Raw genomic sequence first — 22,470 nt, 5'->3', positions numbered from 1 at the left:
GGAGCATGGCAGCGCGCGTAGAAACAAGCAAGCGTGCTTGCTTTACTCCTTGAGGTCGGCGAGGGCCGTATTCGAGTCCTTCCGATCCTTCAGATCCGCGAGGCGCCGCTCCTCCTTGCGCCTCCTGCCCGCCTGCGTCCGGACCGCGCCCATGCTGGCCGCGATGACCAGCGTGATCGCCAGCGCGTCGGTGAAGGAGAGGCCCTGGCTCAGGAGGAAGAAGCCGGCCATGGCGGCGACGGCCGGTTCGATACTCATCAGGATCGCGAACGTCGGCGCGGGCAGCCGCCGCAGGGCGAGCAGTTCCAGGGTGTACGGCAGGACCGACGACAGCAGCGCGACCGCGACGGCCAGCCCGACCGTGGACGGCACGATCAGCTTCGAGCCGGCCTCCATGATGCCCAGCGGCAGGGTCAGCACCGCGCCGAAGGCCATGGCGAGCGCCAGCCCGTCGGCCTGCGGGAAGCGCTGCCCGGTCCGGGCGCTGAAGACGATGTACGTGGCCCACATCGCACCGGCCCCGACGGCGAACGCCGCGCCCACCGGATCGAGCCGGTCGAACCCGCCGCCACTGAGCAGCACCACACCGGCGAGCGCGAGCCCGGCCCACAGGAGATTGCCGAGCCTGCGGGAGGCGATCACGGAGAGGGTGAGGGGGCCGAGGACTTCCAGGGTCACGGCGGCGCCCAGCGGGATGCGGTCGGCGGCCTGGTAGAAGAGGAGGTTCATCGTCGCCAGGACGCCACCGAAGACCAGCACCGTGCCCCAGTCGGCGCGCGAGTGGCCACGGACCTTGGGCCGGCAGACCACGAGCAGCACGACGGCGGCGAGCACGAGCCGCAGCGTCACCACGCCGACGGCCCCGGCGCGCGGCATCAGCAGTACGGCGATGGCGGCACCGAACTGCACGGAGACGACGCCCCCGAGGACGAGCGCGACGGGCCCGAGCGCCCGCCGCCCGCTCTCCGCCGGGGCCCCGGCGGCCGCCCCCGCGGCCTCGGGTGCGGAGACGGCGACACCGACGGCTGCGGTACGCGGCTCATCCACGGGGAACCTCCTCCGGATCAATGGGGGTCGAGATCATTTAGGGCAGCACAATGGACTGCGGGATCTAACATACTGCACTCGGAAACACGCCGTTCACCGCGCCTGCTCCCTACGGTAAGCGGCGTACCGGCCCCGGCCCCGGCCCCGGGCGCCGGCGCTCACCCGGTGACCCGCGTCACACCGTTCCGTCCGTCTCGCGGCGCGCGGCACTTGCCGGCGCCGTCGGCTCCAGCGCCTCCGCCAGGACCTCCGCCAGGTGCCGGGCGCCGCCCGTCGCCAGTTGGTCGAGTTGGGTACGGCACGAGTAGCCGTCCGCCAGGAGTTCCGTACCCTCCTCCGCCGCCCGGACCGCCGGGAGCAGTTGGTCCTCCGCGCACGCCACCGAGACGTCGTAGTGGCCCTTCTCGAAACCGAAGTTGCCCGCCAGGCCGCAGCAGCCGCCGCTCAACTCGCCCGTGAGGCCCGCCCGTTCGCGCAGACGGCGTTCCGCCGCGTCGCCGAGGACCGCGTGCTGGTGGCAGTGGGTCTGACCCGCGACCGGGCGGTTGACCTCGGGCGGCTGCCAGTTGGGGGCGCACTCCTCCAGGGTCTGGGCGAACGTCCTTACGGACGCGGCGAGTCGGGCCGCGCGGGGGTCGTCCGCGAGGAGTTCCGGCAGGTCGGTCTTGAGCGCGGCGGCGCAGCTCGGTTCCAGGACGACCACCGGCAGGGCCTGGTCGAGCAGCGGTTCCATCCGGTCCAGGGTGCGGCGCATGACGGCGCGGGCCTGGTCGAGCTGGCCGGTGGAGACGTACGTGAGGCCGCAGCACACCCCGCCCGGCGGCAGCGTGTGCGGGACGCCGGCCGCGTCCAGGACCCGTACCGCCGCCTTCCCCACCGACGGCGACAGGTACTCCGTGAAGGTGTCCGGCCACAGCACCACCGCCGGGTCGTTCGGGCGCTCGCGCCGCTGCCGCCGCAGCCACCGGGTGAACGTCTGCGGCGCCAGGCGCGGGATCGAGCGCTCCGGGGCGATCCCGCCCAGCCGCTTGGCCAGCGCGGCGGCTCCCGGCAGCCGTACCGCCGCGTTCAGCGCACCCGCGAAGGGCGCGGCGGCCCGGAGCCAGCGCGGCAGCCGGCCCATCGCGTAGTGCGCGGCGGGCCGCCGCCGGCCCTCGTAGTGGTGGTGCAGGAACTCGGCCTTGTACGTGGCCATGTCGACGCCCACCGGGCAGTCGCTGCGGCAGCCCTTGCAGGACAGGCAGAGGTCGAGCGCGTCCTTGACCTCCGTCGAGCGCCAGCCGTCCGTCACGACCTCACCGGCGAGCATCTCGTGGAGCAGCCTGGCGCGCCCGCGCGTGGAGTGCTGTTCGTCGCCCGTCGCGCGGAACGACGGGCACATCACCCCGGGGCCCGAACTCGGCCCCTCCACACGGCACTTGGCGACGCCGACGCAGCGCCGCACGGCCGCCGAGAAGTCCCCGCCCACGACACCGTCCACCTCGCCGTCGTGCGGGTAGGCGAAGGCGACGTCGACGCGTTCACGCGGCAGGACCTCGAAGCGCAGGTTCTCGTCCAGCCGGGCCGGCCGGGCGATCGAGCCCGGGTTCATGCCGCCCGCCGGGTCCCACACGTCCTTGAACTGCCCGAAGAGACCGGTCAGTTCGTCCCCGTACATCGTCGGCAGCAGCTCCGAGCGCGCCAGCCCGTCGCCGTGCTCACCGGAGAGCGACCCGCCGTGGGCGACGACGAGCCCGGCGACGTCCTCGGAGAAGCGGCGGAAGCGCCGTACCCCGTCCGTACTCAACAGGTCGAAGTCGATGCGGACATGGATGCAGCCGTCGCCGAAGTGCCCGTACGGCGTGCCGCGCAGCCCGTGCTCGGCGAGCAGCGCGCGGAAGTCCCTTAGATAAGCCCCGAGTTGGGCGGGCGGTACGGCGCAGTCCTCCCAGCCCGGCCATGCCTCGCCGCCGTCGGCGTTACGGGTCGCGGTGCCCGACGCGTCCTCCCGTACCCGCCACAGCGCCCGGATCCCCGCCGGGTCGGCCACGACCGTGCCGTCCAGGGCGTCGGCGGCGCGGACGATCCGCTCGGCGTGCGCGCGGGCCTCGGCGGCGGTGGCGCCGCCGGTCTCCACGAACAGCCAGGCGCCGCCGCGCGGCAGGTCGTGCGGTCCGGGGACGAGGTCGTCGGCCATGCCCTCGACGGTGAGCGGGTGGTACGGCAGCAGCCCGGCCGCCGCCTCGGCCGCCGCGCTCTCGTCGGGGTAGCCGAGGACCGCGAGCGCCCGCGCGGGCGGCGAGTCGACCAGCCGTACGACGGCTTCCGTGACAACGCCGAGCGTGCCTTCGCTGCCGCAGAACGCGCGGGCGAGGTCGGTGCCTTTCTCGGGGAGCAGCGCGTTGATCGCGTAGCCGGAGATGAGACGCGGCAGGCCGGTGGGGTAACCGGTGCGCAGGAGCGCGAGGTTGCGCTCGACGAGGGGCCGCAGGCCGGCGGGGGCGCCGGCCCAGCCCTGGGCGAGCCGTACGGACGTGCCGTCGTACGTCGTGACCGACAGCTCGTGGACGTTGTCGGCGGTCGTCCCCCACGCGACCGAGTGCGACCCGCACGAGTTGTTGCCGATCATGCCGCCGAGCGTGCAGCGGCTGTGCGTGGAGGGGTCGGGCCCGAAGGTCAGACCGTGCGGTGCGACGGTGTCGCGCAGCCGGTCGAGGACGACTCCGGGCTGTACCACGGCGGTACGCGCCTCGGTGTCGACCGACACGATCGAGCGAAGATGCCGGGTGAGATCGAGGACGACGCCGACGCCGATGGCGTTCCCGGCGATCGAGGTGCCGCCGCCGCGCGGGACGACGGGCACGCCGTGCGTACGGCAGACGTCGAGGGCCGCCGCGACGTCGGCCGCGTCGCGCGGGGCGACGACGCCGACGGGGACGCGGCGGTAGTTGGAGGCGTCCATGGTGACCAGGGCACGGGCGGCGGCGCGGAAGTCCACGTCGCCGCGGACGGCCGCGGTGAGGTCTCTGGCCAAGGCGGTGGCGTCCGCCGATGCCTTCGCGGGTGCTGTGCCCGCCGCCGATTGCCGGTCACTGTGACGCTCCCTGTGCTCAGCCATTCCCCCAGGATGCCCCGCCTGCCGTATCTCACGACGTGAACCGCTCCCGTGACGGCCGACGGAAAACGTCTAGGCTGCCGCCCGTGGCCGATATTCAGATTCCCGCTGACATCAAGCCCGCCGACGGTCGTTTCGGCGCTGGCCCCTCCAAGGTGCGTACGGAGGCGGTGGACGCCCTGGCCGCCACCGGTAGGTCTCTCCTCGGCACGTCCCACCGCCAGGCCCCGGTGAAGAACCTGGTCGGCGCGGTGCGCGACGGTGTGCGCGAGCTGTTCCAGCTCCCCGAGGGCTACGAGGTGATCCTGGGCAACGGCGGCTCCACCGCCTTCTGGGACATCGCGACGCACGGTCTGATCGAGAACAAGTCGCAGCACCTGACCTTCGGTGAGTTCTCGTCGAAGTTCGCGAAGGCGTCGAAGCTCGCGCCGTGGCTGGCCGAGCCGACCGTCATCTCCTCCTCGCCGGGCACCCACCCGGACCCGGCGGCCGAGGCGGGCGTGGACGTCTACGCGCTCACGCACAACGAGACCTCCACCGGTGTCGCCGCCCCCGTCAAGCGGGTCGCGGGCGCCGACGAGGGCGCGCTCGTGCTGGTCGACGCGACGTCCGGCGCGGGCGGCCTGCCGGTCGACATCGCCGAGACCGACGTCTACTACTTCGCCCCGCAGAAGTCCTTCGCCTCCGACGGCGGCCTGTGGATCGGCGTCTTCTCGCCGGCCGCGCTGGAGCGCGCCGCGCGCGTCCACGGCTCGGGCCGGCACGTGCCGGAGTTCTTCTCGCTGCCGACGGCGATCGACAACTCGCTGAAGAACCAGACGTACAACACCCCGGCGCTCGCGACGCTCTTCCTGCTGAACGAGCAGCTGACCTGGCTGAACACCCAGGGCGGCCTCGCCTGGTCGACCGCCCGCACGGCCACGTCGGCGCGGGCGCTGTACGGCTGGGCGGAGTCGTCCAAGTACGCGACCCCGTTCGTGCTCGACCCGGCGCACCGCTCGCAGGTCATCGGCACGATCGACTTCTCGGACGAGATCGACGCGGCGGCGATCGCGAAGGTCCTGCGCGCGAACGGCATCGTGGACACGGAGCCGTACCGCAAGCTGGGCCGCAACCAGCTGCGGGTGGCGATGTTCCCGGCGATCGACCCGGCGGACGTCGAGGCGCTGACGGCGTGCGTCGACTACGTGATCGACAAGCTCTGACGCACACGTCAACCCCGTACGCCCCGGCTCGGTCTTCGTCGACCGGGCCGGGGCGTACGTCTTTCATGGCGTCGACTTTCACGGCGTCGACCGGGGCCATCACTCTTACGCGTGAAGGATCACGCTCACGACGTACCGGGCTGTCCCGGCCTACGATGATGGTCTCGACACCAGCCATCAGGAGGCCCGCATGTCTGCCGCAGCAGCCGAGCACCCCTGGGACAGCTCACAAGAAAGCCAGCTGAAGACGGCTGACAGCCTCATGGAGCAGCTTCCCGGCTTCCGCGTCGAGATCATCGGAGGCGTCATCACCGTGGCCCCACCCCCGGACGGCAACCACGCGTCGGTGCTCACCGACGTCATGATTCCCTTTCTGGCCGTCGGCGTGCACGGTCAGGAATCGAGGGTCCTGCAGAACGTGGGGCTGTGGCTGCCGGGCGGCCCGGAGGACTTCGCCATCCCGGACCTGGCCGTCGTCGACGCCGACTTCGAAGATCACCTGGTCCAGTACAACTGCTACGACCCCGCCGTCTTCCGCCTGGTCCTCGAAGTCACCTCCAGCAACTACCAGCAGGACCTGCGGAACAAGGTCACCGCTTACGCCGAGGCCGGAATCCCGATCTACGTAATCGTGGACCGTAAGCACAATCGGCTGCACGTGCTGACCGAGCCCGTCGCCGGCGACTACACCAGTCACCGCATCCACGCGCCCGGCGAGCAGATCCTTCTCCCCGACACCGTCGGGGCCGAGGTGAAGCTCGACGTCTCCGCTCTGCTCCGAGACAGGGGACCCAAAATGGCAACCTGACCCTCACCGGCTCAGCCGCTGAAACCTCCGTACCGCCAGCGGTACGAACACCAGCGTGATCGCCACCGGCCAGGCCACCGACAGCAGCAGTGCGTGTTCCTCCGGCCAGCTGCCGCCGCTCGCCACCGGGTTGCCGAACAGGTCGCGGGCCGCCGTCACCGTCGAGGACACCGGGTTCCACGCCGCGACCGTGCCCAGCCAGTCCGGCATCAGGGACGGGGCCACGAAGACGCTGGAGATCATCGTCACCGGGAAGGCGACGGCGAAGAGGCTGCCCGCCTGTTCGGGGCCGGGGAGTACGAGGCCGAGCCAGACTCCCACCCAGATCAGTGAGAAGCGCAGCAGCAGGAGCAGGCCGAAGGCCGCCAGGGCGGCGGGCAGGCCGGCGTCCGCGCGCCAGCCGATCGCCAGGGCCGTGAGCGCGAGGATCGCCAGTTCCGCGCCCGCCGTGATGAGGTCCACCGCGCCGCGCCCCGTGACCACCGCCGACGGCGCCATCGGCATCGAACGGAAGCGGTCGTGCACGCCTTTGCCCGCGTCGGTGACGAACGCGGTCGCCGTGTTCATGAAGCCGAAGGCCATCGTCATGGTGAACATGCCCGGCATCAGGAACTCCCGGTAGTCCCCGCCGCCCGGCACCTTCATGGCGCTGCCGAAGACATAGCCGTACAGCAGCACGGAGACGAGCGGGAAGCCCAACGTCCAGAGGATGAAGGCGGGTTGGCGCTGGTAGTGGGTCAGACTGCGGCGTACGAGATTCCAGCAGTCGGCCACCGCCCAGTAGGCGCGGCCGTGCGTGCGGTCCGGTGTCAGGCTGACGTTCGTCGTCATGCCGCCACCTCGGTCTTCGCCGCTGTCGCGGGAGCCGTCGTCGCGGGAGCCGGTTCCGTACGGTGGCCCGTCAGCCGCAGGAACACGTCGTCCAGGCTCGGCCTGCGCAGACCGATGTCCTCCACCGCGATCCCCCGGTCCCGCAACTCCCGCGCCACCTCCGTCAGCGCCGCCACCCGGTCGGTCACGGGCGCGTGCACCCGGCGTGCCTCGGTGTCCGTGCCGGGCTTCGAGCCCGCGACGCGTGCGACCAGCTCGGCCACCTCGGTGAGTTCGTTCGCCTCGTGCACGACGACCTCGATCAGATCGCCGCCCACGGTGTTCTTCAGCTCCGCCGGGGTGTCGTCCGCGATGGCCCGCCCCCGGTCCATGACCGTGATGTGCGAGGCGAGCTTGTCGGCCTCGTCCAGATACTGCGTGGTGAGCAGCACCGTCGTACCGCCCGCCACGAGCGCCCGCACCGCGTCCCAGACCTCGCCGCGCCCGCGCGGGTCGAGCCCGGTCGTCGGCTCGTCGAGGAACAGGACCCGTGGGGCGAGGATCATCGACGCGGCGAGGTCGAGCCGGCGCCGCATGCCGCCGCTGTAGCCGCTCACGCCCTTGCCCGCCGCCTCCACCAGGTCGAACCGCTCCAGCAGTTCCCCGGCGCGCAGCGCGGCCCGCCGCCCGCCGAGATGGAAGAGCCGGCCGAACATCTCCAGGTTCTGCCGGCCGGTGAGCATCTCGTCCACCGCCGCGTACTGCCCGGTGAGCCCGATCAGGCTCCGGACGGTGCGCGGGTCGCGGTCCACGTCGACACCGGCGACCGTCGCGCGCCCGCCGTCGAGCTTGAGCAGGGTGGCGAGCGCGCGCACCGCTGTGGTCTTGCCGGCGCCGTTCGGGCCGAGGAGCCCGTGGACGGTTCCGGTGCGTACGGCGAGGTCGAAGCCGTCGAGGGCGTGTTTGTCCCCGTACCGCTTGCGGATCGCTTCGGCATGTACGGCGTAGTCGGTCACTGCCCCTCCAAGGAACTGAGTACGGTGTACCCACGGAGCGTACACGGTACCCAATTGATGTCCGGCCTACTACGCTGAAGCCATGACGACGACGGAGAGCAGCGGCAGCGGCGACGTTTCACGCAGCATGGAGCTCCTCTGGGGCACCGGCGAGCGGGCCACGCGCGGCCCGAAACCGGGGCTGACGCTCGACCGGATCGTCACGGCCGCCGTCGAGATCGCGGACGCCGAAGGGCTCGCGGCGGTCTCGATGCGCAGGCTCTCCACCGAGCTGGGCGCGGGCACGATGTCGCTCTACCGCCATGTCCCCGGCCGGGCCGAGCTGGTGGACCTGATGCTGGACCGCGTCCAGGGGGAGAGCGGCCGTCTCCCGGAGGCTTCGGGCTCAACCGGCTGGCGGAAGACCGTCGAGACGGCGGCCCGCGGGGAACTCGCCCTCTACCAGGCCCACCCCTGGCTGCTCTCCGTCAACCAGACCAGGCCCGTCCTCGGCCCCGGCGCGGTCGGCGGCATGGAGTCGATGCTCGCCGGGACCAGGGACATGGGCCTGACCGACCCGGAGCTGGTCTCCGTGATCATCATGGTCAGCGGTTACGTCTCCGGGGTCGCCCGCACCCAGGTGCACTCCGTCGAGGCGCGGCAGACGACCGGCATCAGCGACGACGAGTTCTGGCGGGCGCAGGAGCCGATCCTGTCGGCGGTGATGACCAGCGGGCGCTACCCGCTGATGGCCGCGCTCGGCGAGGACGCGTTCGGCCCCGACTTCGACCACTTCGAGTTCGGTCTCCAGCGTCTGCTCGACGGCCTGGAAGTCCTGGTCGAACAGCGCACGAAGCGCTAGCAGCGCGTCAGGCGCTGCCCTTCTTCCGCCGGAACACGAGGAACAGCACCGCCGCGCCCACCAGCACCACCGCGCCGATCGTGACGTTTCCGCCGTCACCCCCGGCGTCGTCGCCCGCGCTGCCGTTCCCCGCGCTCCCGCCTCCCGACGACGAGCCGCCCTTCTCGATGTCGACGCGGTCGACCTCGCTGCGCGTGCCCTCCGTGCCGAACATCAGGGCCGAGCCGTCCAAGGTGTACGTCACCGACTCCGCCTGCCCCTGGATCGGGGCCCGGACGCGGTGGTCCGCGCCGAGGCGGCCGTTCTTCCACGCGTAGCCGCGCGCGCTGAAGTACGAGCGCAGCACCAGCTCCTTGCCGTCCGGCGAGAACGCGCCGTCGGTCACCCACGGCACCTCGCCGACGCGCGTGAAGGTGTTCGTACCGCCGGTGGTCAGCTTCGCCGGGCCCTCGTAGAGGCCGCCGCCGTCCTCGTTCTTCGAGGCGATGTAGACGCGGCCGGTGGTGGGGTGGACCATCAGCGCCTCGGCGTCGCGCGGGCCGTCCGCGTACTTCACGGTGAACTGCGTCGCGTCGACCGTCGCGTCCGCGAGCCGCTTCGGCTCCGGGAAGCGGTAGATCCAGACGTGGTCCCAGCTGCCGTTGAGGTTGTCGCCGATGTCACCGACGTAAACATTGCCGTCCGCGCCGACGGAGATCGCCTCCATGTCGCGGGGCTCCCCGACCCCGCGCATGGTGATCGTCGCGACGGTCTCGCCGGTGCGTGAGTCGACGCCGTAGATGAGGGGCTTGTCCTGGTCGTTGTGCGTCCAGTAGACACCGGGGTGCGCCCGGCTGGCGGCCAGGCCGCTGGACTCGGTGATCCGCGGGTCCGTGATCCGGAAGCTCCGGTCGGGGTCGGCGGCGGGGGCGGCCGTCGCCACCGGGGCGGCCAGGGCGAGCAGCGCCGCCGCCGCCAGAGCGGCGGCGAGACGCGAGGACGGGCGGAAGACCTTGACCATGCCCCAAGACTGCCACCTCACAGGCCGGGCTCGGCCGCCCGCCCACGATCGGGGATGATGATCCGATGCGTGATCCGATGCGTTTCATGTTCGTCGGCGACTCGATGACCATCGGCCGCGCCGGCGACTTCACCTGGCGCTACCGGATGTGGCAGCACCTGAACGCGTCGTACGGCGGTCCGTACGCGATCGTCGGCCCGCGCACCGGGCTGTACGACGCCCACGCCGACGCCCCCGTCTCGCACGCGTACGGCGCCCCCGACTTCCCCGCGAAGGCGTGGCCGCATCTCGCGGGCTGGGGCGAGGGGTGGCAGCACATGGCGCCGGTGATCCGCGCGGCGGTCGCCGCGCACCGCGCGGACGTGCTGCTCGTCTCGCTGGGCCTGATAGACCTCGGCTTCTACACGAACAGCGACCAAACCGCCCTGTACGCAAGGGAGTTCATCGCCGAGGCGCGGGCGGCGAACCCGCGCGTGCGGATCGTGCTGCTGCCCGTCATACCCAACATCCGCGCCGACACCGACCCGGCCTTCGCCGCCGAGGTCGACCGCTTCAACGACCTGCTGGCCAAGGCGGTCGCCGACCTGGACGAACCGTCCTCCCCGCTGCTGACGGCCTCCCGCCCCGCGTCGTACGACATCCACCGCGACACCTACGACGGGACCCACCCCGGCCCCTCGGGGGAACGTCTGCTCGCCGGGGCGTTCGCCGACGCGATGCGTCAGGCGTGGGGGCTGGGCGCGCCTTACGCCGTCACAGCGCGGCGAGTTGGGGATCGAGCGGAGCGCGGGTGAGGCGGTTGGCGAGGGTGGAGAGGGTGTACGTGCCGATGCCGAGGACGACTTCGAGGGCGTTGCGCGCGGTGTAGCCGTGCGCGAGGAACGCGTCGAGTTCGGCGTCGGCCACGTCCCCGGCGGTCGCCAGGACGGCGAGGGTGAACTGCCGTACGGCTTCGAGCTGTTGGTCCGCCAGGACCCGCTGCTCGCTCAGAGCGGCGATCAACTCCCCTTCCGCGCCCAGCTTCCGCAGCTTGCCGCTGTGCATGGCCACGCAGATGTGGCACTCGTTGCGGGTGACGACGGTCATCACGACGACCTCGCGCGCCACCGGGTCGAGCGTCGTCGCGTCGAAGAGGGCGGTGAGCTTCTGGAACCCGTCGAGCAGTTGGGGAGAGGTGGCGAGACGGGCGGTGGCGGACGGCAGAAACCCCAGATGGCGGGTGGTGGCCTCCATGACGCGACGGGAGCCGGCGGGTGCGGTGTCGGGGGTGTGGTCGACGAAAGTGGTACTGGCTCGCACGGGAGCCCTCCTTAGATGGACAACCCTAGAATGGACAACATGGTTGACGAAAAAAAGGTAAACCAGGTTGTCGATTCTGGCAACCGGACTGCCGACGCCGACGCGCCCGGATACGAGCTGCCGCTCCTCCTCTTCGCCGGATTCCGGTCCCTGATCGACCAGTTGCACACGGAACTGGCCCGCCAGGGCCACCCGGAGGCCCGGCCCGCGCACGGCTTCGCCATGCAGGCGATCGGCATCGACGGCGCCACCGCCGCCACCGTCGGCCGCCGCCTGGGCGTCTCGAAACAGGCCGCGGGCAAGACGGTCGACCGCCTGGTGACCCTGGGCTACGCGGCACGCACCGACGACCCGACGGACGCCCGCCGCAAACTGGTCCGCCTCACCCCGCACGGCCTCGACGCGCTCGCCCGCTCGGCCCGGATCTTCGACGACCTGCGCGCCCGGTGGGCCGCGACCCTCGGCCCCGACCGGCTGCGCGCCCTGGAGGCGGACCTACGGGCCGTCACCCCGCCGGACGCGTTCGGCCTGGACGCGGAGGGCTGGCTCGGCGGGCGGTGAACGGGTGCGCGCGGTCGACGTGCCGGATGGGTACCCTCGTACCTCCTCGACGCCGGACGATCATGGCATCGAGGAGCCGTGGGCCGGACAAGCAACAGGGGGAACGGGCGATGGCAGGTTCTATATCGGCGCGTGAGGGATTCCGGCGCGGTTCGCGATCCTTGGTACGAGGGCGGGTGATCGGGCTCGCGGTTCTTCTGCTGGCCACCCTCGTCGCGGTGCCGGCGCGGGCGGCCTCGGCGGCATCCGCCACATCAGGGGCATCCGCGACATCGGGGATATCCACGACATCGGCGGCCAAGGGAGATCTCCTGGCGAGCCGGCGCGTGGAACTGGCGGGCGAACTGGTCGCCGCCGGCGCCACGGGATATCGCGTGAAGTATCTGTCCACCTCGGCGAACGACAGGCCGACGGCGGTGTCCGGAGTGGTGCTGCTGCCGCCTGGGACGCCTCCGCGTGGCGGCTGGCCGGTCATCTCGTGGGCCCACGGCACCACGGGCATCAGCGACCGGTGCGCGCCCTCACGCGACACCGAACTCGGTGGACTCGGCTATCCGGCGTATCTCGCGGGACTGGTGCGCGGCGGATACGCGGTCGCCGCGACCGACTACGAAGGACTGGGCACCCCGGGTGTGCACCCGTATCTGATCGCGGAGAGCCAGGCCCGGTCCGTCGTGGACGCGGTGCGTGCCGCCCGGAATCTGCGTCCGGAGATTTCCCGGAAGTGGCTGACGGTAGGGCACTCCCAGGGCGGCCACGCGGCCCTGGCCGCCGGCGAGATCGCGTCCGGCTACGGCCGGGGACTGGACTTCCGCGGCACTGTCGCGATCGCGCCGATCACCGACAACCGGCCGTACGTCGGCCAGCTCTCCCAGTTGCAGTCCGTGGACCACGGCTACTACATGTCGATACTGGCCGGCCTCGCCACGAGCCATCCGGAGCTGCGGCTCACCGACTACCTCGGGTCGCGAGCACTGCGGGAGTTCCCGCGAATCCATACGACGTGTCTGGACGAGCTGACCAACAGGATGATGGAACTGAATCTGCCGGGTTCCGAGTTCGTCCCGGCGAGCCCCGCGGCTGCCTCGCGGTTGACCGACCTGCTCGGGGACAACGCGGTCCCCCGGAAGCGGTCGGCCGCACCGGTGTTCGTCGCGCAAGGTCTCGCCGACGAGTTGGTCACGGCCGACCGGACCGGGATCGCGGTGGAGAGGGCGCGGGACTTCGGAACCGCGACCGACGTCGTCTACTACCCGGGCGTCGGACACTACGACATCAATGAGACGTCCACGCCGGACGTACTTCGCTGGATCGAGGCGCGCACTCGTTGACCGGAACGCGGGCGCCCGGCGAAGTGGCCCTTGCTTCGAGGGCGCTCGAAGGCGTTGGCTGTGGAGTCATGAAGTACACGCAGCTCGGACGCACCGGACTCAAAGTCAGCCGACTCGTCCTCGGCACCATGAACTTCGGACCTTTCACCAACGAGGCCGACAGCCACGCCATCATGGATGACGCGCTCGGCGCCGGCATCAACTTCTTCGACACCGCGAACGTCTACGGCTGGGGCGAGAACAAGGGCCGTACGGAAGAAATCCTCGGCACCTGGTTCGCCCAGGGCGGCGGCCGTCGCGACAAGGTCGTGCTCGCCACCAAGGTGTACGGGAACATGGCGGCGGACGGCGACGCGTGGCCCAACCACGACAAGCTGTCGGCACTCAACATCCGCCGCGCGGTGGACGCCAGCCTCAAGCGGCTCCAGACCGACCACATCGACCTGTACCAGTTCCACCACATCGACCGCGACACCCCGGTCGAGGAGATCTGGCAGGCGATAGACACCCTGATCCAGCAGGGCAAGATCCTCTACGCCGGTTCGTCGAACTTCCCCGGCTGGAAGATCGCCCAGACCAACGAGACGGCACGCCGCCTGGGCTCGTACGGCCTGGTCAGTGAGCAGTGTCTGTACAACCTCGCCGAGCGCCGCGCCGAGATGGAGGTCATCCCGGCCGCGCGGGAGTACGGCCTCGGGGTCATCCCCTGGTCGCCGCTCCAGGGCGGGCTCCTCGGTGGCGCGATCCGCAAGGAGCGCGAGGGCGGCACCGGAAAGCGCTCGGGCGACCGGCTCGCGGACACGAAGATCCGTGAGCAGATCCAGGCGTACGAGGACCTGCTCGACAAGCACGGCATCGAGCCGGGCGAGGCGGCCCTGGCCTGGCTGCTCACGCGTCCCGGCGTGACGGGCCCGATCGTCGGCCCGCGCACGGCCGAGCAGTTGGAGTCCGCGCTGCGCGGGGTCGAACTGGAGCTGTCGGACGAGGTACTGACGTCGCTGGAGGAGATCTTCCCGGGTCCGGGGCCGTCGCCGGAGGCGTTCGCCTGGTAGTTCACCGGGGTGTACGGGCGGTACGGGCGGTACGGGCGGGCGCGGCCTCGGGGGCGCGCCCGCCCTCGTACAGCGCCTAGCCGAACGCCGCCGTCACGGCGACGATCACAAACATCAGCACGAGCGCGGCGGCCATGATCCGGTTCCGGGTTTTGGGGTCCACGCGTCGAGGTTAACGGCCTTCGGCGGCGGGCTTCGCGCCGGGCCTCACGGTGGGGCTCGCGGCGGGCCTCACGGTGGGGCTCGCGGCGGGCCTCACCATCGGGCAGCGCACCAGCGTCTCGTATCTCGGCTGCTCGCCCGCCACCCCGGCCACGGGCAGCCAGCTCCGTACGAGCGCCAGCTCCCCGACCTCCCACGGTGTGCCCTCGAAGCCGTCGAGCGCGGCAGCGTACGGGCTCAGGTCGGTGTCGACCCGCGTACGGGCCAGCGTGAGATGCGGCCGGTAGGCGCGGTGCTCCTCCATCGGCAGCCCGGTCCGGCGCGCGGCGGCGTCGGCACGCTCGGCGAGCCGCCGCAGCTCCGCGACACCCCCGGCGGCCCCGGCCCACAGGGCGCGCCCACCGAAGTGCCCGCCGCCGCGCAGCCGCAGCGAGAACGCTTCCGTACGGTGCGCCGCCCGCTCCAGCCGCTCACTCAGCTCGGGCACCACCGCGTCGTCGACCTCGCCCATGAAGGCGAGCGTGAAGTGCCACCCCGCCTGCCCGGTCCACCGCAGTTCGCCGGCCCCGGGGAGCCCCCGCAGCCGCTGGTCGACGGCCGCGGCGAGTTCGTCGGCGGCGTGGGCGGGCGGCAGTACGGCGGCGAAGAGACGCATGGCGGCCAGTCTGGCATCCGGGCGTGACCGGGTCACCGTGGTTATCGTTGTACTGCGCGGCTGCCGAATTTCGTACGGCAGCGGGGAGGAGCGCCACGGTGACCATCGCACTTGACGACGACAGGACCGACATGGCCAGTGAAGAGCTCAGCTTGGACGAACTGTTCGAGCGGCTGGAGCGAATGCCTGTCCCCGAGGGATACAAGGTCGAGATCGTCGAGGGGAACATCTTCATGTCGCCGCAGCGGGACATCCACTGGAACATCATTCGGAGACTCGTGCGAGCCCTTGAGGATCGTTTCGGCATGGACGTCAACGTCCTGTCGGACGTGCGCATGGACTTTCCGGACAAGAACGGTTTCGCCCCAGACGTGGCCAAACTCGCCGACGACGCGGAGAAGGACGCCCGCGGTCGGTGGCGCTACCAGGACATCGAGTGGATCGCCGAGGTCATCTCGAAGGGGACGGCCGTCTCGGACTACGGTCCGAAGAAGGACGCGTACGCCAAGGCGGCCATTCCCATCTACCTGGTCGTAGACCCCTACGTCGGCCGCTGCCACCTCTACACCGAGCCGAAGGAGGGCGAGTACCACTCGCACCTGACCGTCGACTTCGGCACCGAGATCGATCTGACCGCCGCGGGCCTCGAACTCACCCTCAAGACCGACGAGTTCCCCCGGGACTGACCGCCCCTCCCCCGACAGCCGCGCCGCCGGCACGCCGCGCCCACGATCACGCCGCCGTCGCCAGCGGCTGCTCCTTCGGCACGAACGTCACATGCGGGCGCCCCTTCCGCAGGTCGATCTTGACCCGCAGGTCGCCCACCCGCGCGAGCATCACGCCCACGCCCACCGCCGCCAGCGCGGCGACCGCGCCGCCGGCCGCGAAGCCGACCCTCGCGCCGTACGTGTCGGTGACCCAGCCGACGAGCGGGGCGCCCAGTGGCGTACCGCCCGTGAAGACCATCATGAACAGGGCCATCACCCGGCCGCGCATGGCCGGGTCCGTGGCCATCTGGATGCTGGAGTTGGCGGTCACGTTGACCGTCAGGCCGCACATGCCGACCGGCACGAGCAGCGCCGCGAAGAGCCAGAACGTCGGCGCGAACGCGGTCACGATCTCCAGCACACCGAAGAGGACCGCCGCGGCCACCAGCAGCCGCATCCTGGACGTGCCCCGGCGCGCGGCGAGCAGGGCGCCGATCAGGGAGCCGACCGCCATCAGGGTGTTGAGCAGCCCGTACGTACCGGCGCCCGCGTGGTAGACGTCGTCCGCGAAGGCGGACAGCCAGATCGGGAAGTTGAAGCCGAACGTGCCGATGAAGCCGACGAGCACGATGGGCCAGATCAGCTCGGGTTTGCCCGCGACGTAACGCAGCCCTTCCCGCAACTGGCCCTTGCCGCGCGGGGTGCGTTCGACCTTCAGCAGCTCGGAGTTGCGCATCAGCAGCAGCGCGGTGAGCGGCGCGATGAACGAGAATCCGTTGAGGAGGAAGGCGTAGCCGCTGCCGACCGCGGTGATCAGGACACCGGCGACGGCCGGGCCCACGAGCCGGGCGGACTGGAAGTTGGCGGAGTTCAGGCTGACGGCGTTACGGAGCTGGTCCGGGCCGACCATCTCGTGCACGAACGACTGCCGCGCCGGGTTGTCGACCACCGTGACCAGGCCGAGTACGAAGGCCGTGGCGTACACGTGCCAGACCTGGACCTGACCGCTGAGGGTGAGGGCGGCGAGTGCGAGGCCGGTGATTCCCATGGCGGCCTGGGTGCCGAGCAGCAGGGTGCGCTTGTTGCACCGGTCGGCTATGACGCCGCCGTACAGGCCGAAGAGCAGCATCGGCAGGAATTGGAGGGCCGTGGTGATACCGACGGCCGTGGAGGATCCGGTGAGGGTGAGCACCAGCCAGTCCTGGGCGATGCGCTGCATCCAGGTGCCGGTGTTCGACACGACCTGTCCGGTGGCGAAGAGCCGGTAGTTACGGATCTTCAGCGAGCTGAACATGCTCGCGCGGGGCTCCGCGGTCTGTTGAACGGGGTCGGGGGTGGTCGGTGCGGGGGCGGAGTCTGCTCCGGATCCCGTACTCAAAATCGGTTCGCCTCCTCGGCGTTGACAACGTTCTTCTGCGGACGCGTACGGGCTTCCCAGGGGGTTGGGGCTCGCGGATGTGCGAGCCGGGACGGCAGTGGTCTACGAAACGGCGGTGGTCTGCGGGTAGTTACAAATGCGCGAGCTTCTCCAGCACCGGCGCGGCCGCGCGGAGCTTGGCCCATTCGTCCTCGTCCAGGCCCTCCGCCACGGCGGTCAGCCACGCGTTGCGCTTGCGGCGGCTCTCTTCGAGCATGGCCTCGGCCTGCTCGGTCGACGTGACCACCTTCTGCCGGCGGTCGTCGGGGTGCGGCTCCAGCCGGACCAGTCCCTTGGCTTCGAGCAGCGCCACGATGCGCGTCATCGACGGCGGCTGTACGTGCTCCTTGCGGGCCAGCTCACCGGGTGTGGCCGAGCCGCACCGGGCGAGGGTGCCGAGCACCGACATCTCGGTCGGGCTCAGCGACTCGTCGACGCGCTGGTGCTTGAGTCGCCGGCCCAGCCGCATGACGGCCGAGCGGAGTGCGTTCACGGCGGCCGCGTCGTCGCCGTGGGATAGGTCAGGCATGTTGTTTAGCGTAACTCATTACCTAAGCTAAGGAAAATGGAAAACGCGTCTCCCTCACCAGGTCGCACAGATCCCACACATCGCGTTACACATCGTGCGGCCCTAGCTCACTCGTACGAGTGAGACAACAGCGGAAAGTCACACCAGGGCCCGTACCCGCCCCCGACCCTGGTCGGCATGGGATCGACAGTGCTCAGCCTGCGGATAGACGGTGAGCTGCTCGACCGGCTTCGGCAGCATGCCGCCAGACGCGGAATGAGCGTCCAGGACTATGTGGTCGGGACGCTCATGCGCGACGATTTCGACGAACGCTTCCGGGCGTCCGTCGACGAGACGGAGAGGTTCTACGGCGCCGCGTGAGCGGCACCGGCCTGAGCGGCACCGCAGGGCCCGCCCGACGTCTATGTCAGGCCCAGCGCCGGCATCGCGTAGTAGAAGACGAAGACCGCCGACACGATGTACATCGCCACCGGCACCTCGCGGCCCCGGCCCACCGCCAGCCGCAGCAGGCTGAAGGTGATGAAGCCGATGCCGATGCCGTTGGTGATCGAGTACGTGAACGGCATCAGCACCATCGCCAGGAACGCGGGCACGGCGACGGTGTAGTCGGTCCAGTCGATGTCCCGGACCGATCCGGCGAGGATCAGGAAGCCGACCGCCAGCAGCGCGGGCGTCGCCGCCTGGGACGGCACCATCGTCGCGATCGGCGTGAGGAACAGCGCCAGCGAGAACAGCGCGCCCGTCACGACGGACGCCAGTCCGGTCCTCGCGCCTTCGCCGACACCCGCCGTGGACTCCACGAAGCAGGTGGTGGCGGAGGACGAGGTCGCGCCGCCGGACGCGACGGCGATGCCGTCCACGAACAGCACCCGGTTGATCCCGGGCAGCCGCCCCTTCTCGTCCATCAGCTTCGCCTCGTCGCCGACGCCGAGGATCGTGCCCATCGCGTCGAAGAAGGTGGACAGCAGCACGGTGAAGACGAAGAGGACGCCGGTGAGGACGCCGACCTTCTCGAAGCCGCCGAAGAGGCTGAAGTCACCGAGCAGTCCGAAGTCCGGGCTGTCCACGGGGTTGCCCGGCCACTTCGGGGTCGTCAGGCCCCAGCTCGGCACATCGGCGACCGCCTCGATGACCAGCGCCACGACCGTCATCGTCACGATCGAGATCAGGATCGCGCCGGGCACCTTGCGGACGATCAGTACGAGCGTGAGCAGCGCGCCGAGCGCGAAGACCAGCACGGGCCAGCCGTTGAGGTGGCCGTCCGAGCCGAGCTGGAGCGGCACGGTGGTGTGGGCGGCGTCCGGGATACGGGTGACGAAGCCGGAGTCGACCAGGCCGATCAGCATGATGAAGAGGCCGATACCGATGGCGATGCCCTTGCGGAGGCTGGTCGGTACGGCGTTCATCACCCGTTCCCGCAGCCCGGTCGCGACGAGCAGCATCACCAGGAAACCGGCCAGGACGACCATGCCCATGGCGTCGGCCCAGCTCATCCTGGGGGCGAGCTGGAGCGCGACGACCGTGTTGACGCCGAGCCCGGCGGCGAGCGCGATCGGTACGTTGCCGATGACGCCCATCAGGAGGGTGGCGAAGGCCGCGGTCAGCACGGTGGCGGTGACCAGCTGGCCGCTGTCGAGCTGGTGGCCGTACATGTCCTTTGCGCTGCCGAGGATGATCGGGTTCAGCACGATGATGTACGCCATCGCGAAGAAGGTGGCGAAGCCTCCGCGCACCTCGCGGGCGACGGTGGAACCGCGCTCCGAGATCTTGAAGAAGCGGTCGACGGCGACCGGAGCGGTGGCCTTGTCCTGGACGGGCATGCGCAACCCTCAGTCGTCGTGATCACTGGATGCTGGGCGTTCGAACGAACAGAACAGGCCATTCGCAAAACCGTTTCAGTATGAACAGATGGGCCGGTGATCGCTATCTCCGCGCGTAGAGCCCACTGGCGCCCGGCGACCGGCCCGCCCGCGACAGCCCAGCCGCTGCCTCGCGACCGCCCAGCCGCTGCCCCGCGACCGCCCCGCATAGACTGACGTCATGGCCAAATGGACCCCGACGCACGAGGCACCCGAGCCCCTGGAGGGGCCGATCGTCCCGACCATCGTCGGCGGCACCGTCATCTGGTTCGTCCTCTTCCTTGTGCAGCTCCCCTTCTACGGATGGTTCGACGACCACGGGCACCTCTGGTGGCTGTGGACCTGTCTGGCCGGTGCCGGGCTCGGCCTGATCGGCATCTGGTACGTCCGCAGGCGCGACGCCGCCATCAAGCGGGCGCGGGCAGGCGCAGACGTACAGCCGTAGTGCCGTGGGTGGACTTGCGGTCACGAGCTCTCGTACCTCGGTCGGATCTTCGGGGTCGTGGCGGGTGAACGCCCCCTCACCGCCGTAACGTCGACCTCATGACACAGCGGGCGAAGACCGACACCGGCGGCGGCGAGCCGCGCGGCCCCTCCATCGACGCGGGGGCGGAGCTCGACCCCGTCCACCCGCAGGAGCTGCCCGTGTCGGCCCGCCGCGCCACCGGGCTGACGGCCGCGGAGGTCGCCGAGCGGGTCGCGCGGGGCGAGGTCAACGACGTTCCCGTACGCAGCAGCCGCTCCACCGCCGAGATCGTCCGCGCCAACGTCTTCACCCGCTTCAACGCGCTCATCGGGATCCTCTGGGCGATCGTGCTCCTGGTCGCGCCGATCCAGGACAGCCTCTTCGGCTTCGTGATCATCGCGAACACCGGCATCGGCATCATCCAGGAGCTGCGCGCCAAGAAGACCCTCGACGGTCTGGCCGTCATCGGCGAGGCCAAGCCGGTCGTACGGCGGGACGGCGTCGCGGCCGGGATCTCCACCTCCGAGATCGTCCTCGGCGACGTCGTCGAACTCGGCCCCGGCGACAAGGTCGTCGTGGACGGCGAGATCGTCGAGGCCGACAATCTGGAGGTCGACGAGTCGCTGCTCACCGGTGAGGCCGACCCGGTGCTCAAGCACCCCGGCGACACGGTGATGTCGGGCAGTTTCGTGGTCGCGGGCGGCGGCGCGTTCCGGGCGACGAAGGTGGGACGGGAGGCGTACGCGGCCCAACTCGCTGAGGAGGCCTCGCGCTTCACGCTCGTCCAGTCCGAACTGCGCAACGGCATCAGCACGATACTGAAGTACGTCACCTGGATGATGATCCCGACGGCGGTCGCGCTGATCATCAGCCAGCTCGTCGTCAAGGAGAACAACTTCAAGGACTCCGTCGCCCGGACCATCGGCGGCATCGTCCCGATGATCCCGGAGGGCCTGGTCCTGCTGACCTCGGTCGCCTTCGCGATCGGCGTCGTCCGGCTCGGCCGTAAGCAGTGCCTCGTCCAGGAGCTGCCCGCGATCGAGGGCCTGGCCCGGGTCGACGTCGTCTGCCTCGACAAGACGGGCACGCTCACCGAGGGCGGCATGGACGTCACGGAGCTGCGGCCGCTGAACGGCACGGACGAGGGGTACGTACGCAAGGTGCTCGGCGCCCTCGGCGCGTCCGACCCCCGGCCCAACGCCAGCCTCCAGGCGATCATCGACGCGTATCCGGACGAGTCGGGGTGGCGGGCCACGGCGGCGCTGCCGTTCTCGTCGGCCCGTAAGTACAGCGGTGCCACGTTCGCACCGGACGCCGACGGTCACCCGGAGTCGGACGGCGGGCCGGTCAGCTGGCTCCTCGGCGCGCCCGATGTCCTGCTGCCCGACGGCGACCCCACGCTCGCCGAGATCGACACCCTCAACGAGCAGGGTCTGCGGGTGCTCCTGCTGGCCCGCGTCGACGGCGCCGGCCCCCTCGACGCACCCGACGTGACGGACGGCGCGGTGCCGACGGCCCTCGTCGTGCTGGAGCAGCGGCTGCGCCCCGACGCCGCGGATACCCTCACGTACTTCGCCGACCAGGACGTCGCGGCGAAGGTGATCTCCGGCGACAACGCGGTCTCGGTCGGCGCCGTGGCCGCGAAGCTCGGGCTGTCCGGCGCGGACCGTACGGTCGACGCGCGCCAACTGCCCGCCGACCGCGACGAGATGGCGCAGGCGCTCGAATCGGCCTCGGTCTTCGGCCGGGTCAGCCCGCAGCAGAAGCGCGAGATGGTGGGCGCGTTGCAGTCGCACGGCCACACGGTCGCGATGACCGGTGACGGTGTGAACGACGTCCTCGCCCTGAAGGACGCCGACATCGGCGTGGCCATGGGGTCGGGTTCGGAGGCTACGCGGGCGGTCGCCCAGATCGTGCTCCTCAACAACAGCTTCGCCACGCTGCCCTCGGTGGTGGCCGAGGGCCGCCGGGTGATCGGCAACATCACGCGCGTCGCGACGCTGTTCCTGACGAAGACGGTCTACTCCGTGCTGCTGGCGATCCTGGTGGTCTGCACGCAGGTGGAGTATCCGTTCCTGCCCCGCCATCTGACGCTGATCTCCACGCTCACGATCGGCGTCCCGGCGTTCTTCCTGGCCCTCGCACCGAACAAGGAGCGCGCCAAGCCCAACTTCGTACGCAGGGTGATGCGGTACTCGATCCCCAGCGGCACCATCGCCGCCGGCACCACGTTCGCGACGTATCTGCTGGCCCGCTCGCACTACAGCGGCTCGGGCGCCCTCCCCGCCGAGACGAGCGCGGCGACGCTGACGCTGTTCCTGGTCTCGATGTGGGTCCTGGTGATCATCGCCCGCCCCTATACCTGGTGGCGGGTGGGACTGGTGCTGGCGATGGGATTCCTGTTCCTGGTCGTGCTGGTGGTGCCGTGGCTCCAGGACTTCTTCGCGCTGAAGCTGGTGGGCACGACGATGCCGTGGACGGCGGTCGCGATCGCGGGCGTGGGCGCGGTGCTGCTGGAAGTGGCGTGGCGGTGGGTGGACCGGAGGTACCCGGCGTAGGGCAACGGTGACGACGAGAGGGCCCCGCGCGGGATGCGCGGGGCCCTCTCTAC

The 22,470-nt window shown here is 70.7% G+C and carries 21 protein-coding genes; 11 read left to right on the top strand and 10 right to left on the bottom strand.

Annotation, left to right across the window (positions count from 1 at the left end):
* Window positions 1–42: 42 nt before the first annotated feature.
* Both ACFT9I_RS09675 and ACFT9I_RS09670 read right to left on the bottom strand, forming a co-directional pair.
* Window positions 43–1,047: a DMT family transporter gene (locus tag ACFT9I_RS09675; RefSeq protein ID WP_382562462.1), complete on the bottom strand. Its 1,005-nt coding sequence runs from the start codon at window positions 1,045–1,047 to the stop codon at window positions 43–45.
* A gap of 175 nt (window positions 1,048–1,222) precedes the next feature.
* Entirely contained in the window at window positions 1,223–4,144 is a 2,922-nt protein-coding gene (locus ACFT9I_RS09670) for an FAD-binding and (Fe-S)-binding domain-containing protein (RefSeq protein WP_382562460.1), read from the bottom strand.
* An 83-nt stretch (window positions 4,145–4,227) separates the two neighbouring features.
* Between ACFT9I_RS09670 and serC the strand changes: the two genes are divergently transcribed.
* Entirely contained in the window at window positions 4,228–5,346 is a 1,119-nt protein-coding gene (gene serC, locus ACFT9I_RS09665; RefSeq protein ID WP_382562458.1) for a phosphoserine transaminase, read from the top strand.
* 190 nt (window positions 5,347–5,536) lie between these two features.
* Complete coding sequence (locus tag ACFT9I_RS09660; protein WP_382562456.1) at window positions 5,537–6,154, top strand: Uma2 family endonuclease; 618 nt, start codon at window positions 5,537–5,539, stop codon at window positions 6,152–6,154.
* A gap of 3 nt (window positions 6,155–6,157) precedes the next feature.
* Here the strand turns inward: ACFT9I_RS09660 and ACFT9I_RS09655 are convergent, their stop codons facing one another.
* On the bottom strand, window positions 6,158–6,985 hold the full coding sequence (locus ACFT9I_RS09655) for an ABC transporter permease (protein WP_382562454.1): 828 nt from the start codon (window positions 6,983–6,985) through the stop codon (window positions 6,158–6,160).
* Entirely contained in the window at window positions 6,982–7,980 is a 999-nt protein-coding gene (locus ACFT9I_RS09650) for an ATP-binding cassette domain-containing protein (RefSeq protein WP_382562453.1), read from the bottom strand. The genes ACFT9I_RS09655 and ACFT9I_RS09650 overlap by 4 nt, the downstream gene beginning before the upstream one ends.
* A gap of 82 nt (window positions 7,981–8,062) precedes the next feature.
* On the opposite strand from ACFT9I_RS09650, the gene ACFT9I_RS09645 reads away from it, so the two are divergent.
* Window positions 8,063–8,821, top strand: a complete 759-nt coding sequence (locus tag ACFT9I_RS09645; protein WP_382562451.1) for a TetR/AcrR family transcriptional regulator — start codon at window positions 8,063–8,065, stop codon at window positions 8,819–8,821.
* Window positions 8,822–8,828: 7 nt separating this feature from the next.
* On the opposite strand, the gene ACFT9I_RS09640 is transcribed toward ACFT9I_RS09645, so the two are convergent.
* Window positions 8,829–9,821, bottom strand: coding sequence for a WD40 repeat domain-containing protein (locus tag ACFT9I_RS09640; RefSeq protein WP_382562449.1), 993 nt, complete (start codon window positions 9,819–9,821; stop codon window positions 8,829–8,831).
* 65 nt (window positions 9,822–9,886) lie between these two features.
* Between ACFT9I_RS09640 and ACFT9I_RS09635 the strand changes: the two genes are divergently transcribed.
* A complete protein-coding gene (locus ACFT9I_RS09635; RefSeq protein ID WP_382562447.1) occupies window positions 9,887–10,615 on the top strand; it encodes a GDSL-type esterase/lipase family protein in 729 nt (242 codons plus the stop codon).
* Here the strand turns inward: ACFT9I_RS09635 and ACFT9I_RS09630 are convergent.
* On the bottom strand, window positions 10,575–11,054 hold the full coding sequence (locus ACFT9I_RS09630; protein ID WP_382562631.1) for a carboxymuconolactone decarboxylase family protein: 480 nt from the start codon (window positions 11,052–11,054) through the stop codon (window positions 10,575–10,577). The genes ACFT9I_RS09635 and ACFT9I_RS09630 overlap by 41 nt on opposite strands.
* A gap of 105 nt (window positions 11,055–11,159) precedes the next feature.
* Here ACFT9I_RS09630 and ACFT9I_RS09625 point away from each other — a divergent pair, with 105 nt between their 5' ends.
* The 3 genes from ACFT9I_RS09625 to ACFT9I_RS09615 all read left to right on the top strand — a co-directional run bounded on the left by ACFT9I_RS09625 (window position 11,160) and on the right by ACFT9I_RS09615 (window position 14,064).
* The gene (locus ACFT9I_RS09625) at window positions 11,160–11,681 is read left to right on the top strand and encodes a MarR family winged helix-turn-helix transcriptional regulator (protein ID WP_382562445.1); all 522 of its coding nucleotides are present in this window, start codon (window positions 11,160–11,162) and stop codon (window positions 11,679–11,681) included.
* Between the two features lie 110 nt (window positions 11,682–11,791).
* On the top strand, window positions 11,792–13,012 hold the full coding sequence (locus ACFT9I_RS09620; RefSeq protein WP_382562443.1) for an alpha/beta fold hydrolase: 1,221 nt from the start codon (window positions 11,792–11,794) through the stop codon (window positions 13,010–13,012).
* A gap of 68 nt (window positions 13,013–13,080) precedes the next feature.
* Window positions 13,081–14,064 carry an aldo/keto reductase gene (locus ACFT9I_RS09615; protein WP_382562441.1) on the top strand — a complete coding sequence of 328 codons (984 nt, stop codon included), beginning with the start codon at window positions 13,081–13,083 and terminating at the stop codon, window positions 14,062–14,064.
* A gap of 172 nt (window positions 14,065–14,236) precedes the next feature.
* Here ACFT9I_RS09615 and thpR read toward each other — a convergent pair whose 3' ends face one another.
* The gene (gene thpR / locus ACFT9I_RS09610; protein ID WP_382562439.1) at window positions 14,237–14,881 is read right to left on the bottom strand and encodes an RNA 2',3'-cyclic phosphodiesterase; all 645 of its coding nucleotides are present in this window, start codon (window positions 14,879–14,881) and stop codon (window positions 14,237–14,239) included.
* Window positions 14,882–15,012: 131 nt separating this feature from the next.
* On the opposite strand from thpR, the gene ACFT9I_RS09605 reads away from it, so the two are divergent.
* Window positions 15,013–15,567, top strand: coding sequence for a Uma2 family endonuclease (locus ACFT9I_RS09605; protein WP_382562629.1), 555 nt, complete (start codon window positions 15,013–15,015; stop codon window positions 15,565–15,567).
* A 46-nt stretch (window positions 15,568–15,613) separates the two neighbouring features.
* Here the strand turns inward: ACFT9I_RS09605 and ACFT9I_RS09600 are convergent, their stop codons facing one another.
* A complete protein-coding gene (locus tag ACFT9I_RS09600; protein ID WP_382562437.1) occupies window positions 15,614–16,966 on the bottom strand; it encodes an MFS transporter in 1,353 nt (450 codons plus the stop codon).
* A gap of 130 nt (window positions 16,967–17,096) precedes the next feature.
* Complete coding sequence (locus tag ACFT9I_RS09595; protein ID WP_031231018.1) at window positions 17,097–17,534, bottom strand: MarR family winged helix-turn-helix transcriptional regulator; 438 nt, start codon at window positions 17,532–17,534, stop codon at window positions 17,097–17,099.
* A gap of 177 nt (window positions 17,535–17,711) precedes the next feature.
* On the opposite strand from ACFT9I_RS09595, the gene ACFT9I_RS09590 reads away from it, so the two are divergent.
* Window positions 17,712–17,894, top strand: coding sequence for a ribbon-helix-helix protein, CopG family (locus tag ACFT9I_RS09590; protein WP_354606068.1), 183 nt, complete (start codon window positions 17,712–17,714; stop codon window positions 17,892–17,894).
* Window positions 17,895–17,935: 41 nt separating this feature from the next.
* Here the strand turns inward: ACFT9I_RS09590 and ACFT9I_RS09585 are convergent, their stop codons facing one another.
* Window positions 17,936–19,354, bottom strand: coding sequence for an NCS2 family permease (locus ACFT9I_RS09585; RefSeq protein WP_382562434.1), 1,419 nt, complete (start codon window positions 19,352–19,354; stop codon window positions 17,936–17,938).
* Between the two features lie 220 nt (window positions 19,355–19,574).
* Here ACFT9I_RS09585 and ACFT9I_RS09580 point away from each other — a divergent pair, with 220 nt between their 5' ends.
* A complete protein-coding gene (locus tag ACFT9I_RS09580; protein WP_382562432.1) occupies window positions 19,575–19,838 on the top strand; it encodes a DUF2530 domain-containing protein in 264 nt (87 codons plus the stop codon).
* Window positions 19,839–19,936: 98 nt separating this feature from the next.
* A complete protein-coding gene (locus ACFT9I_RS09575; RefSeq protein WP_382562430.1) occupies window positions 19,937–22,417 on the top strand; it encodes a cation-translocating P-type ATPase in 2,481 nt (826 codons plus the stop codon).
* Window positions 22,418–22,470: the final 53 nt, after the last annotated feature.

The organism is Streptomyces sp. NPDC057137, from assembly GCF_042670825.1.
Classification (GTDB): Bacteria; Actinomycetota; Actinomycetes; order Streptomycetales; family Streptomycetaceae; genus Streptomyces.
Note: the sequence above shows the minus strand (reverse complement) of the source record. Positions and strands in the feature narration are given on the sequence as shown.

Bases quoted from the DNA above. Each gene is read 5' to 3' on its own strand.
- ACFT9I_RS09670 (WP_382562460.1), bottom strand. From the start codon at position 4,144: ATGGCTGAGCACAGGGAGCGTCACAGTGACCGGCAATCGGCGGCGGGC.
- ACFT9I_RS09660 (WP_382562456.1), top strand. From the start codon at position 5,537: ATGTCTGCCGCAGCAGCCGAGCACCCCTGGGACAGCTCACAAGAAAGC.
- ACFT9I_RS09655 (WP_382562454.1), bottom strand. From the start codon at position 6,985: ATGACGACGAACGTCAGCCTGACACCGGACCGCACGCACGGCCGCGCC.
- ACFT9I_RS09645 (WP_382562451.1), top strand. From the start codon at position 8,063: ATGACGACGACGGAGAGCAGCGGCAGCGGCGACGTTTCACGCAGCATG.
- ACFT9I_RS09640 (WP_382562449.1), bottom strand. From the start codon at position 9,821: ATGGTCAAGGTCTTCCGCCCGTCCTCGCGTCTCGCCGCCGCTCTGGCG.
- ACFT9I_RS09635 (WP_382562447.1), top strand. From the start codon at position 9,887: ATGCGTGATCCGATGCGTTTCATGTTCGTCGGCGACTCGATGACCATC.
- ACFT9I_RS09630 (WP_382562631.1), bottom strand. From the start codon at position 11,054: ATGGAGGCCACCACCCGCCATCTGGGGTTTCTGCCGTCCGCCACCGCC.
- ACFT9I_RS09625 (WP_382562445.1), top strand. From the start codon at position 11,160: ATGGTTGACGAAAAAAAGGTAAACCAGGTTGTCGATTCTGGCAACCGG.
- ACFT9I_RS09620 (WP_382562443.1), top strand. From the start codon at position 11,792: ATGGCAGGTTCTATATCGGCGCGTGAGGGATTCCGGCGCGGTTCGCGA.
- ACFT9I_RS09615 (WP_382562441.1), top strand. From the start codon at position 13,081: ATGAAGTACACGCAGCTCGGACGCACCGGACTCAAAGTCAGCCGACTC.
- thpR (WP_382562439.1), bottom strand. From the start codon at position 14,881: ATGCGTCTCTTCGCCGCCGTACTGCCGCCCGCCCACGCCGCCGACGAA.
- ACFT9I_RS09605 (WP_382562629.1), top strand. From the start codon at position 15,013: ATGGCCAGTGAAGAGCTCAGCTTGGACGAACTGTTCGAGCGGCTGGAG.
- ACFT9I_RS09595 (WP_031231018.1), bottom strand. From the start codon at position 17,534: ATGCCTGACCTATCCCACGGCGACGACGCGGCCGCCGTGAACGCACTC.
- ACFT9I_RS09590 (WP_354606068.1), top strand. From the start codon at position 17,712: ATGGGATCGACAGTGCTCAGCCTGCGGATAGACGGTGAGCTGCTCGAC.
- ACFT9I_RS09585 (WP_382562434.1), bottom strand. From the start codon at position 19,354: ATGCCCGTCCAGGACAAGGCCACCGCTCCGGTCGCCGTCGACCGCTTC.
- ACFT9I_RS09580 (WP_382562432.1), top strand. From the start codon at position 19,575: ATGGCCAAATGGACCCCGACGCACGAGGCACCCGAGCCCCTGGAGGGG.
- ACFT9I_RS09575 (WP_382562430.1), top strand. From the start codon at position 19,937: ATGACACAGCGGGCGAAGACCGACACCGGCGGCGGCGAGCCGCGCGGC.